Source organism: Klebsiella sp. C239 (assembly GCF_048822715.1).
Lineage (GTDB): Bacteria > Pseudomonadota > Gammaproteobacteria > Enterobacterales > Enterobacteriaceae > Klebsiella > Klebsiella quasipneumoniae.
On the sequence record NZ_JBMEZK010000002.1, the window covers coordinates 232981 to 245661 of the forward strand.

General features: G+C 59.7%; 10 protein-coding genes. 2 read left to right on the top strand and 8 right to left on the bottom strand.

What is annotated here, in order from left to right:
* Positions 1–95: 95 nt before the first annotated feature.
* Positions 96–2846: a two-component sensor histidine kinase BarA gene (barA, locus tag ACOI6Z_RS06260; RefSeq protein WP_023290831.1), complete on the top strand. Its 2751-nt coding sequence runs from the start codon at positions 96–98 to the stop codon at positions 2844–2846.
* A 330-nt stretch (positions 2847–3176) separates the two neighbouring features.
* Here the strand turns inward: barA and ACOI6Z_RS06265 are convergent, their stop codons facing one another.
* The 8 genes from ACOI6Z_RS06265 to syd form a co-directional block, all read right to left on the bottom strand.
* A complete protein-coding gene (locus ACOI6Z_RS06265; protein WP_064157667.1) occupies positions 3177–4316 on the bottom strand; it encodes a glycerate kinase in 1140 nt (379 codons plus the stop codon).
* A 72-nt stretch (positions 4317–4388) separates the two neighbouring features.
* Positions 4389–5729: a glucarate dehydratase gene (gudD, locus tag ACOI6Z_RS06270; protein ID WP_060591965.1), complete on the bottom strand. Its 1341-nt coding sequence runs from the start codon at positions 5727–5729 to the stop codon at positions 4389–4391.
* An 18-nt stretch (positions 5730–5747) separates the two neighbouring features.
* Positions 5748–7088, bottom strand: coding sequence for an enolase C-terminal domain-like protein (locus ACOI6Z_RS06275; RefSeq protein ID WP_023290834.1), 1341 nt, complete (start codon positions 7086–7088; stop codon positions 5748–5750).
* Between the two features lie 2 nt (positions 7089–7090).
* Positions 7091–8443, bottom strand: coding sequence for an MFS transporter (locus tag ACOI6Z_RS06280; protein ID WP_044524535.1), 1353 nt, complete (start codon positions 8441–8443; stop codon positions 7091–7093).
* 470 nt (positions 8444–8913) lie between these two features.
* Positions 8914–9357, bottom strand: coding sequence for a flavodoxin (locus ACOI6Z_RS06285; protein WP_065812351.1), 444 nt, complete (start codon positions 9355–9357; stop codon positions 8914–8916).
* A gap of 4 nt (positions 9358–9361) precedes the next feature.
* Positions 9362–10156, bottom strand: coding sequence for a tRNA pseudouridine(65) synthase TruC (gene truC, locus ACOI6Z_RS06290; protein WP_064157666.1), 795 nt, complete (start codon positions 10154–10156; stop codon positions 9362–9364).
* The gene (locus ACOI6Z_RS06295; protein WP_023290837.1) at positions 10156–10485 is read right to left on the bottom strand and encodes a YqcC family protein; all 330 of its coding nucleotides are present in this window, start codon (positions 10483–10485) and stop codon (positions 10156–10158) included. The genes truC and ACOI6Z_RS06295 overlap by 1 nt, the downstream gene beginning before the upstream one ends.
* A 632-nt stretch (positions 10486–11117) precedes the next feature.
* Positions 11118–11663, bottom strand: a complete 546-nt coding sequence (syd, locus tag ACOI6Z_RS06300) for a SecY-interacting protein (RefSeq protein ID WP_023290838.1) — start codon at positions 11661–11663, stop codon at positions 11118–11120.
* Between the two features lie 68 nt (positions 11664–11731).
* Here syd and queF point away from each other — a divergent pair, with 68 nt between their 5' ends.
* Positions 11732–12577 (top strand): NADPH-dependent 7-cyano-7-deazaguanine reductase QueF, encoded by an 846-nt coding sequence (gene queF / locus ACOI6Z_RS06305; protein WP_023290839.1) that lies wholly within the window; start codon positions 11732–11734, stop codon positions 12575–12577.
* The last annotated feature ends 104 nt before the right edge of the window (positions 12578–12681 follow it).

The window sequence follows — 12681 nt, forward strand, 5'->3', positions numbered from 1 at the left end:
ATCAAATAAAACGAGCTCGTTCAGAGCGGCAGCGCCGCGAGGCGCACCGACGCGCACCGAACGATGATGTCTATATTCTCCCATAATGGAACCGCATGACCAACTACAGCCTGCGTGCTCGCATGATGATTCTGATTCTGGCGCCAACCGTCCTGATAGGGCTGTTGCTCAGTGTTTTCTTTGTCGCTCACCGTTATAACGACCTGCAACGTCAGTTGGAGGACGCCGGCACCAGCATTATTGAGCCGCTGGCGGTCTCCAGCGAATATGGCATGAATCTGCAAAACCGCGAATCTATCGGCCAGTTGATCAGCGTTCTGCATCGTCGCCACTCGGAGATCGTGCGGGCCATCTCGGTGTACGATTCGCATAACCGCTTGTTTGTCACCTCCAATTACCAGCTCAACCCCAGCGACCTGCAGATCCCGAAAGGCGAAGCGTTTCCCCGTCGTCTCAGCGTCATCCGCGACGGCGACATGATGATCCTGCGCACGCCGATCGTCTCGGAAAGTTATTCGCCGGATGAATCCCCTGAATCCGATGCCAAAATGCCGGGCAATATGCTGGGCTACGTCGCGCTGGAGCTGGATCTCAAATCGGTGCGCCTCCAGCAGTACAAAGAGATTTTCATCTCCAGCGTGATGATGCTGTTCTGCATCGGCATCGCGCTGATCTTCGGCTGGCGCCTGATGCGCGACGTCACCGGCCCTATCCGCAATATGGTCAACACCGTCGACCGCATCCGCCGCGGACAGCTGGACAGCCGCGTCGAGGGCTTTATGCTCGGCGAACTGGATATGCTGAAAAACGGCATCAACTCGATGGCCATGTCGCTGGCGGCGTACCATGAGGAGATGCAGCACAACGTCGACCAGGCGACCTCCGATCTGCGGGAAACCCTTGAGCAGATGGAGATTCAGAACGTCGAGCTGGACCTGGCGAAAAAGCGCGCCCAGGAGGCGGCGCGCATTAAGTCTGAATTCCTGGCCAATATGTCCCACGAACTGCGCACCCCGCTCAATGGGGTGATCGGCTTTACCCGTCTGACGTTGAAAACCGATCTCAACGCCACGCAGCGCGACCACCTGACCACCATCGAACGCTCGGCCAATAATCTGTTGGCGATCATCAACGACGTGCTCGACTTTTCCAAGCTGGAAGCCGGGAAGCTGATCCTGGAGAGCATTCCGTTCCTGCTGCGCACCTCGCTTGATGAGGTGGTCACCCTGCTGGCGCATTCCGCGCACGATAAAGGGCTGGAGCTGACGCTGAACATTAAGAACAACGTGCCGGATAACGTCATCGGCGACCCGCTGCGTCTGCAGCAGATTGTGACCAACCTCGTAGGCAACGCCATCAAATTTACCGAGCACGGTAATATCGATGTGCTGGTGGAGCAGCGGGCCATCAGTAATTCGAGGGTGCAGATCGAAATTCAGATCCACGATACCGGCATCGGCATCCCCGAGCGCGACCAGTCCCGGCTGTTCCAGGCCTTCCGTCAGGCCGATGCCAGTATTTCACGCCGCCACGGCGGCACCGGGCTCGGGCTGGTGATCACCCAGCGTCTGGTTAAGGAGATGGGCGGCGATATCTCGTTCCACAGTCAGCCAAACCGCGGCTCTACCTTCTGGTTCCATATCAGCCTCGATCTCAACCCGAACGCCATTCCGGATACGCTGAATACCGACGGGCTGGCGGGCAAGCGTCTGGCCTATGTGGAAGCCAACGCGACGGCGGCGCAGTGCACGCTGGAGATGCTGGCCGCCACGCCGCTGGAGGTGATTTACAGCCCCACCTTTTCTGCGCTGGCGGAAGCCCAGTACGACATTCTGCTGGTCGGTATTCCGGTCTCAATGCGCGATTTGTCGCCGCACCGGGAAAAATTAGCCAAAGCCTGCGCGATGTCAGATAACGTACTGCTGGCTCTGCCATGTCATGCCCAGGTCAGCGCCGAAGCCCTGAAGCGCGATGGCATCGCCGCCTGTCTGTTGAAACCGCTCACCACCACCCGTCTGCTGCCGGCGCTGGTGGCCACCCATCATGCGACGGCCTCCGCGCCGTTGACCCAGGCCGACAGCCATAAGCTGCCGATGACCGTGATGGCCGTCGACGACAATCCGGCAAACCTGAAGCTCATTGGCGCCCTGCTGGATGACCTTGTGCAGCAGGTGATCCTCTGCGACAGCGGCCAGCAGGCGGTGGACAAGGCCAAGCAACTGCAGATGGATCTGATCCTGATGGATATTCAGATGCCGGATATGGACGGCATCCGCGCTTGTGAGCTTATCCATCATTTGCCGCATCACCAGCAAACGCCGGTTATCGCCGTCACCGCGCACGCCCTGGAGGGCCAGCGCGAGAAGCTACTGAGCGCCGGCATGAACGACTATCTGGCGAAGCCGATCGAAGAAGAGAAACTGCACGCCCTGCTGCTGCGCTATCAGCCTGGAGTACACAGCATCGCCCCGGCGGCGATACCGCCCGCAGAGCCGGTCATCGACCATAACCAGACGCTCGACTGGCAGCTGGCGCTGCGTCAGGCGGCGATGAAGCCGGACCTGGCGAGGGAGATGCTGCAGATGCTGATCGCTTTTATGCCGGAGGTGCGTAACAAAGTGGAAGAGCAACTGGTCGGCGAGCAGCCGGAAGGGCTGGTGGATCTGATCCACAAACTGCACGGCAGCTGCAGCTACAGCGGCGTGCCGCGGCTGAAAAAGCTCTGCCACACTCTGGAGAGCCAGCTGCGCGCAGGCACCGCCGCCGAGGATCTGGAGCCGGAGCTGCTTGAGCTGTTGGATGAGATGGATAACGTGGCGCGCGAAGCCTGCCGGATGGGGGGCTAAAACCAGAGGGCTTCCCGACCTGCACCCGGCTCGCCAGGCATCGCGCCGCCGGGCAAGGAGAGCGGGCACGGAGCCGCTTTTGTGCCGGGCGGCGGCGACGCCTTGCCCGGCCTACGGTTCCTGCACCCGGCTCGCCAGGCATCGCGCCGCCGGGCAAGGAGAGCGGACACGGAGCCGCTTTTATGCCGGGCGGCGGCGACGCCTTGCCCGGCCTACGGTCCGTGCGGCCTGCCGTTAATTTACCCGCTTGCGCTGCGAAAACTGCCGGTACTGGCGACCTCAACATCGCTTAGACATTCCCGGGAGGCCGCGCCAGCCGGGATACCTCCATTACAGCTTACCGCCCATCTGCAAAACCGCGGCGACGTTTCGCGCCGTCATCCGCAGGTTGGCGGCGGCATTGGCCAGCGCTTCATCCAGCGTGCAGATGGTGTACAACACGCTGAATACCGCATCCAGCCCGTGCTGATGCACGACGCCGACATCGGCGGTAAGGCTGCCGGCAATCCCGATCACCGGTACGTTAAATCGCTTCGCCACCCGGGCCACTCCCACCGGCACCTTGCCGTGGATAGTCTGACTGTCGATACGTCCTTCGCCGGTGATCACTAAATCAGCATCCGCCACCCGCTCCGCCAGCTGCAGCGCATCGGTGACAATCTCAATGCCCGGGCGCAGTTGCGCGCCACAAAACGCATACAGCGCCGCGCCCATCCCGCCCGCCGCGCCGCCGCCTTCCAGGCTCAGCACGTCGCAATCTAAATCACGGGCGATGATCCGGGCATAGTGCCGCAGGCCGCTGTCAAGCCGGTCGATCATCTGCGCCGTCGCCCCTTTTTGCGGGCCGAATACCGCGCTGGCGCCCTGCGGGCCGGTCAACGGGTTGGTGACATCGCAGGCCACGTCAATCCGACAATCTGCCAGCCGTGGATCAAGCTCGCTAAGATCGATGCGCGCCAGCGTCTCCAGCGCGCCGCCCCCTGGCGCGATTTGCTGACCGTCGACGGTCAGCAATTTCGCCCCCAGCGCCTGCGCCATGCCGGCGCCGCCGTCATTGGTCGCGCTGCCGCCAATGCCAATAATGATCTGCCGCACGCCAGCGTCCAGCGCATGGCGAATCAGCTCCCCGGTGCCCCAGGAGGTGGTCAGCAGCGGGTTACGCTGCGCCGGGGGAACGCTTTCCAGCCCGCTGGCCGCCGCCATTTCGATAAAGGCGCACTGGCGATCGCCGGACAGCCCATAAAATGCCTCTACCGGCTCCCCCAGCGGCCCGGTCACCGTCAGCGGCACCTGATGCCCGCCGGTCGCCGCCACCATGGCTTCCACCGTCCCTTCCCCACCGTCGGCAACCGGCAGCCTGACATATTCCGCGTCAGGATAAATCTCGCGAAAGCCTTGCTCTATTGCACTGGCTACTTCCAGCGCGGTCAGGCTCTCCTTCCAGGAATCCGGTGCGATCACTATTTTCATCTGCAGTCCTTACTTTGAGCTAACCCCTGTCGCTATCGCGCAATGCCGGCCCCCGCAGAGGCCAGCGGCCTTTTAGCGCACCATGCATGGACGCTTGTTGTCAAAGGTCCAGCCCGGGATCAGGTACTGCATCGCCATCGCATCGTCGCGGGCGCCAAGGCCATGTTTCTTATATAGCTCATTTGCCTGCATTACGCGGTCCATATCCAGCTCAACCCCCAGACCCGGCGTGCTCGGCACCTGCACCATTCCGCCTTTAATTTCAAACGGTTGTTTGGTCAGACGCTGGTTGCCCTCCTGCCAGATCCAGTGGGTATCGATAGCGGTGATCTTGCCCGGCGCCGCAGCCGCGACGTGGGTGAACATCGCCAGCGACACATCGAAGTGGTTATTGGAGTGCGAACCCCAGGTCAGGCCGAACTCATGACACATCTGCGCCACGCGAACCGACCCCTGCATGGTCCAGAAGTGCGGGTCCGCCAGTGGGATATCCACCGACTGCAGGGAGAGCGTATGGCCCATCTGCCGCCAGTCGGTGGCGATCATATTGGTGGCGGTCGGCAGGCCCGTCGCGCGACGGAACTCCGCCATCACTTCGCGGCCGGAGAAGCCCTGCTCAGCGCCGCACGGATCCTCAGCATAGGCCAGCACGCCCTTCAGCTGCTTGCCAATCTGAATGGCTTCTTCAAGCAGCCAGGCGCCGTTCGGATCGAGGGTCACGCGGGCATCCGGGAAGCGCTTCGCCAGGGCGCTGATCGCTTCGGCTTCTTCAAAACCGGCCAGTACGCCGCCCTTCAGCTTAAAGTCGTTGAAACCATATTTTTCATAGGCCGCTTCCGCGAGGCGGACCACCGCATCCGGCGTCATTGCCTCTTCATGGCGCAGGCGATACCACTCGCACTGTTCATCCGGCTGGCTCTGATAGGCCAGCGGCGTGGCGTGGCGGTTACCGATAAAGAACAGGTAGCCCAGCATTTCAACTTCACTGCGCTGTTGCCCATCGCCGAGCAGCGAGGCGACGTTGACCCCAAGGTGCTGGCCCAGCAGGTCCAGCAGCGCCGCTTCGATCCCGGTCACCACGTGGATGGTGGTGCGCAGGTCAAAGGTCTGCAGGCCGCGGCCGCCGGCGTCACGGTCGGCGAACTGATTGCGCACCGCGCCGAGCACGTTTTTATACTCGCCCAGCGTTTTGCCCACCACCAGCGGAATGGCATCCTCCAGAGTCTGGCGAATTTTTTCGCCCCCCGGAATTTCACCGACGCCGGTATGGCCGGCGTTATCTTTGATAATCACGATATTGCGGGTGAAGTACGGAGCGTGGGCCCCGCTCAGATTCATCAGCATACTGTCATGGCCGGCAACCGGGATCACCTGCATGGTGGTGACAACGGGCGTGGAAGAGAAAGTCGTCATAGCATCATCCTTTTGTAATTAGTGGCGGCCGAAAACAGGACGTTTGCGGTCGAATGTCCAGCCGGGGATCAGGTACTGCATCGGGCCCGCGTCGTTGCGCGCGCCGCCCGGCAGCGCTTTATAGGCCTCATGGGCTCTGCGCACCTGCTCCCAGTCAAGTTCCACGCCGAGTCCCGGCGCGTCTGGCACGGCAATCTTGCCGTTAATAATCTGCAGCGGATTTTTGGTCAGGCGCGCGTCGCCTTCCTGCCAGATCCAGTGGGTGTCGATGGCGGTGGGATGACCCGGCGCGGCGGCGCCGACGTGGGTAAACATCGCCAGGGAAATATCAAAATGGTTGTTGGAATGGCAGCCCCAGGTAAGCCCCCAGTCGTCGCACAGCTGCGCCACTCGTACCGCGCCGGAGAGCGTCCAGAAGTGCGGGTCCGCCAGCGGAATATCGACGGCGTTGAGCATCACCGCATGACCCATCTCGCGCCAGTTGGTGGCGATCATATTAGTGGCGACCGGCAGCCCGGTGGCGCGGCGGAACTCGGCCATCACCTCCCGGCCGGAAAAGCCCTGCTCGGCGCCGCACGGATCTTCGGCGTAGGTCAGAACATCCTGCAGCCCTTTGCACAGGGCGATCGCCTCATCCAGCAGCCAGGCGCCGTTAGGATCGACGGTGATGCGCGCGTCCGGAAAGCGCTTTTTCAGCGCCCGGGCGGTGTCAATTTCCTGCTCGCCGGGCAGCACGCCGCCCTTCAGCTTAAAGTCTTTGAAACCGTAGCGATCCTGAGCGGCTTCCGCCAGGCGCACCACCGCTTCGCTGCTCAGCGCCTGCTGGTGGCGCAGGCGATACCATTCGTGATCGCCCGGCGTATGGTCCAGATAACCCAGGTCGGTTTTCTGCCGATCGCCGATATAGAACAGGTAGCCCAGCACGGTGACGGCATCACGCTGCTTACCCGGGCCCAGCAGCTCGCAGACCGGCACATTGAGCACCTTGCCGAGCAGGTCGAGCAGCGCGGCCTCCAGCGCCGCTACCGCGTTGACTTTCAGTTCGAAGGTCCATGCCCCTTTGCCAAAGGTGTCGAAATCCGCCGCCTGATTGCCTTTGTGCACCTGCTGCACCACGCGATTCAGTCTGGCGACCTCCTGACCTACCACCTGCGGGATCGCCGCCAGCAGCGTCTGGTAGATGACCTCTCCGCCAGGGGCTTCTCCCACGCCGGTGTTGCCGGCGTTATCGGTCAATACCACGATATTGCGGGTAAACCAGGCGTTATGCGCCCCGCCGATGTTCAGCAGCATGCTGTCGTGTCCGGCCACCGGAATGACCTTCATCTCTGTAATAATCGGGCTGGATTGAGTAGTCATGATTAACGCCCCACCACAGGTTTCAGTTCGATGCGTTTGATGTCGCCCACCAGCACCAGATAGCTCAGCACCGCCACCAGGGCATGGATACCTACGTAAACCAGCGCCCCGTTGAACGAGCCGGTGGTGCCGACGATATAGCCGATAGCGATCGGGGTGACGATACCGGAGATATTGCCAAACATGTTGAACAGACCGCCGGAAAGACCGCTAATCTCTTTCGGCGCGGTATCCGCCATCACCGCCCAGCCAAGCGCGCCGATCCCTTTGCCGAAGAAGGCCATCGCCATAAAGCCAATCACCATCCACTCCACGTTGACATAGTTACACATCAGCATGGTCATGGAGAGCAGCATCCCCAGCACAATCGGCGTTTTGCGGGCAATGTTCAGCGAGCCGGTGCGGCGCATTAACCAGTCAGAGATCACCCCGCCCAGCACCCCGCCGACGAAGCCGCACACCGCCGGAATGGAGGCGACAAACCCCGCTTTAAGGATCGACATGCCGCGCGCCTGCACCAGGTAAACCGGGAACCAGGTGATAAAGAAGTAGGTCAGGGCGTTAATGCAGTACTGACCGATATAGATGCCGATCATCATCCGCGATCCGATCAGCTGCTTGATCTGCCCCATTTTGACGCTGAACGGCACCTTCTGCGCGCTGCTCTTTTGATCCATGTTGATCAGGGCGCCGCCTTCGGCGATATATTCCAGTTCCTTCTTGTTTACCCCCGGATGGTTGTTCGGATCGTGGATCACTTTCAGCCAGACAAAGCTAATCACAATCCCCAGGCCGCCCATAAAGAAGAAGACGTGCGACCAGCCCACCTCATGCGTCAGCCAGCCCATGATCGGCGCGAAGATAACGGTGGCAAAGTACTGGGCGGAGTTAAAGATCGCCACGGCCGTGCCGCGCTCCTGCGCCGGGAACCAGGCGGCCACGATACGGCTGTTACCCGGGAATGACGGCGATTCGGCAAGGCCAACGAGGAAGCGCAGGGTAAACAGCGCGACGATAATGCCAAAGCCGCTGAAGATGTCGACGAAGCCCTGCAGCAGGGTAAACATCGACCAGATGAAGATCGACCAGAAATAGACGCGCTTCGAACCGAAGCGGTCGAGCAGCCAGCCGCCCGGGATCTGGCCGATGACATAAGCCCATGAGAACGCGGAGAAGACATACCCCATTCCCACCGGATCCAGGCCGATATCTTTGGCCATTTCCGAACCGGCGATCGACAGCGTCGCCCGGTCGCCATAGTTAAAAGAGGTGACGATAAACAGCATCACCACTATCCAGTAGCGGGCGTTGGTGCGCTTTTCAGCCGCCGTCGCCGCCTGACTTAATGAACTCATTGTTGTACTCCTGAATCATAGCGTTTAGCTACGTTCATTCTGAACAGCACAACCTGTAGGGTAATCAGAATGACGTGGTCGTGTTTTGATAGTTGTCGTTATATCTGGCACTGCATTTATCACTGGCTGGAGCAGTATATGAAGAGGCACACCGCGGCTCACCGTGCATCTACACAGCTTTTACGCCGCTATTGCAGGTGGTTTATGGCGTATGCCTGAAAGAATGGGGGGAAGTTCACGGAAATGAAAAACCAGCGCCGCGGGTGGTCAAAAGCGCAGCAATAAGAGCCGGAGTGTGAAATACCTCTCTTGACCCGGTGAAACCGGCTGGCTTAACCCATGATATTGCTAAGGATATTGTGCATTTGCCTGAAGGCGTGCCGCCCGGAAAGGGATACACTTTTGCTGTCCGCGTATCTGGCCGCGACATCTTGAAAGGGCGCCCTCTGCGTAGGGAGAGGGCAGCGCTTTTATTCCAGCAGGGTAGCCCACTGCTCAACCCATGGATTAGAGACGCTCTCCGGCTCCGGATCTTCGCTGGCGTCAATCTTCAGCATCTCGCCGATGCGCTTCGCGCCCTGCTCCTGCAGCAGTTGATCGAACTTCCGGCCTCCGCCGCAAAAGTTGGCGTAGGTGCTGTCGCCCAGCGCGATAATGCCGTAGCGCAGGTGAGGCTGATACATATCTTTAATGCCCTCATACAGCGGGACGATGCTGTCCGGCAGATCGCCCTGCCCGGTGGTGGAGGTGACCACCAGCACATACTTACCCGTGTAGGATTCCCAGTCGTTGACCTGCGGATCCTCATACACGGTAGCCTTGTGTCCCAGTCCGCTGAGGATCGCTTCCGCTTCTTCCGCGACCAGCAGCGAGTTGCCGTACATGGTGCCGACAAAAATTCCGACTTCCGCCATGCTATTATCTCCCTGGATTGACCTTATTCTCTTCATCCTGACCGCAGTCGTCGGCAAACTCAACCCTTTCATTTAGCGGGAGAAGCCCGCGCCAGCCAAACTGCGACAGCGCACGCATCCAGACGTCGTCAAAACCGGCGCGCAGGGTCAGCGGCTCACCGGTAAAGGGATGGGTTAACGACAGTTCGCTGGCGTGCAGCATCAGGCGGTGACAGCCGAAATGCTCCGTGGCGCTGCGGTTTTGCCGCAGATCGCCGTGCTTGCTGTCGCCGAGGATCGGATGACGCAGGTGGGCCAGATGGCGGCGCAGCTGGTGCTTGCGGCCGGTTTTCGGCTCCAGTTCCACCAGCCCGTAGCGGGTGGTGGGATAACGCCCGGTCGCCACCGGCATCTCCACCGTCGCCAGACCACGGTAATGGGTCACCGCCGGCTGCGGCCCTTTGTCTTCGCGGGCGAACTTATCGGCGATTTTATCCAGCTCTTCCACCAGCGGATAATCGAGCAGCGCCTCTTCCATCAGCCAGCCGCGGACGATCGCATGGTAGCGCTTCTGGATCTGATGCTGCTCGAACTGCTGCGCCAGCAGGCGCCCCGCCTCGCTTGACAGCCCCATGAGCAGGACGCCGGAGGTGGGCCGATCAAGGCGATGGGCGGTAAAAACGTGCTGGCCGATCTGGTCGCGCACGGTCTGCATCACCACCACTTTCTCATCGCGATCGAGCCAGCTGCGATGCACCAGCCAGCCCGACGGTTTGTTGACCGCCACCAGCCAGTCGTCCTGGTAGATTATCTCCAGCATCAGGCCTGCTCACCGGCAAACAGCGCGTCCAGCAGCAGCAGCTCCGCCAGCATGGATTCGCGAACCGGGTGGGCTTGATCCAGCGCCATTTCGTAATACGGCGTAACGGCGAAATTTTGCGGCAGCGGCTGGCCGCTCTCCAGCAGCTGATGCATACGCGGGATCAGGACCCACTGCAGCCACTCCAGCGGCTCCAGGGTATCCAGGCAAAACGGCTTATCGCTGGCGAAGGCGCTGCTGTCCGGCGCCGTCTCCTGCCAGTGCTCTGTTTCGCGCAGCAGGGCTTCAATGGCGCGCAGGCGATCGCGCACGCTATCGTCAAGAGTCATGGGGGAAACCTCGATGAGTTAAAAACCGGGCGCAGGATAGCAAATCCGCAGGAGAAATAAAAAAAGGGAGCACTGTATAAACAGTGCTCCCGGTTCGTTTTGCAGCATTCCCGCTACATTGGTGCTCCCTGCTCGTCCTTGAAAACTTTTCCTGAGGTCTCCTGACCATGTTCATCCATAAACTCGTGCATCCTGCTTTCACACCACCCCGATGCGAAATGACTTATCCTTAAGTTTGTCCCGATCTTCCAGATCCACCGTTCATCCTGAGCGGCTCTCATTCTCCATCCTGGAGGTGTCCATTACGCGATCCTGCGTTATCCTTGCTTCATCCTGAAGCCTGTCCTTGCAACGCCATCCTGGCGGGTCCTGCAGAAGCGCCATCATCCTGATGTTCGCTTCATTTCGCGACTTCCTGTCGACAGACATAGGATCACTGATTCTGCCTCTTCTTACAACCCTTCTTGAGACAATCTCTTAAGATTAGTCCCCACTCAAAAGGACGAAAAAATAAAAATCCAATTTAATACCAATAAGTTAACAAAAAAAGATTGGATTAAATTTGCCTTAAATGATGATGATCTCTTACAGGTTTTGTAAGAGATCTCTCACAAATGACCAGGCAGACTGGATTACAGAACCGGCTCAAGCTGGTTGAGGAAACCCGCAAGCGAGGGGGAAAGGGTGATGCGTTTGGCGGTGCCGAGGGTCTCTTTGACGACTTCACCGCTGAGATTACAGACGGAAATGACATCCAGTTCACTCTCGAGGGTGGCGATAAACAGCGTCGGCGCCAGCTTCAGCCGCTTCTGCACCACCAGATGCCCGATGAGGTTTTCCTGCACCCGCTGGAAATCCTCTTCACTCCAGGTCTGCAGCAGCGTTAGCGTTTCGCCGGCAAACCGGCCGGTCATATCGCCGGCAAACTGAGTGGTATAATAAGAATGAAGCGGCTGTTGTACCACAATATCCAGGGCGCGTTCAACCGCGCTGATATTTTGTGCCAGCGAAAACGGCTGCGGCTGCCAGAACACGGCCTCGCCCTGGGTGTCGACGACGCAAGGCGACGGGACGCCATAAAGCTCTTCACTGCGCGGCAGGCTGTGGCGCTGCTGCTGCCAGGCGGCGCAATAACGTTGGGTAAAAGCATGCAGCGCTTCTGCGGTCTGATGGTCCACCGGTTTCTCTCTTCACGTTAGACAGGATACACTGGGGTCATAGTGTACCCGCTTTACTATGGTGAAACATGTCTTCTTACGATAATCATCAGGCGCTGGCCGGCCTGACGCTCGGTAAATCAACCGATTACCGCGATACCTATGACGCCTCGCTGCTGCAGGGCGTTCCGCGCAGCCTTAACCGCGACCCGCTTGGCCTGCATGCCGACAACCTGCCGTTTCACGGCGCCGATATCTGGACGCTGTACGAACTCTCCTGGCTGAACGGCAAAGGCCTGCCGCAGGTGGCCGTCGGCCACGTCGAACTGCCCGACACCAGCGTTAATCTGGTGGAGTCAAAAAGCTTTAAGCTTTATCTCAACAGTTTTAACCAGACGCGTTTCGCCAGCTGGCAGGAGGTTGAAGAGACGCTGACCCGCGATCTTAGCGCCTGCGCCCAGGGCGAGGTCAAGGTCTCGCTGTATCGGCTGGATGAACTGGAAGGCCAGCCGATTGCTCACCTCCACGGCGCCTGCATCGACGATCAGGATATCGAGATCGATAACTATCAGTTCAGCGCCGACTACCTGCAGGGCGCCGCCAGCGGCAAAATCGTGGAAGAGACGCTGGTCAGCCACCTGCTGAAGTCCAACTGCCTGATCACCCACCAGCCGGACTGGGGCTCGGTGCAGATCCAGTATCGTGGGGCGAAAATCGACCGCGAGCAGCTCCTGCGCTATCTGGTCTCGTTCCGCCACCATAACGAATTCCATGAACAGTGCGTCGAGCGCATCTTTAACGATATTCTCCGTTTCTGCCAGCCGGAATCGCTTTCCGTTTACGCCCGCTATACGCGACGCGGCGGTCTGGATATCAACCCCTGGCGCAGCAACGGCGACTTTTCCCCTGCCACCGGCCGCCTCGCCCGACAATAATAAACATTTTCACAATTTGCGTGCGTTTAGACGCGCGCAAGGTTGTGGAAACGCCGCTCGCAGGGCTATTGTAATCACAGGAAGACCATAAGCGTCCTGTAAGG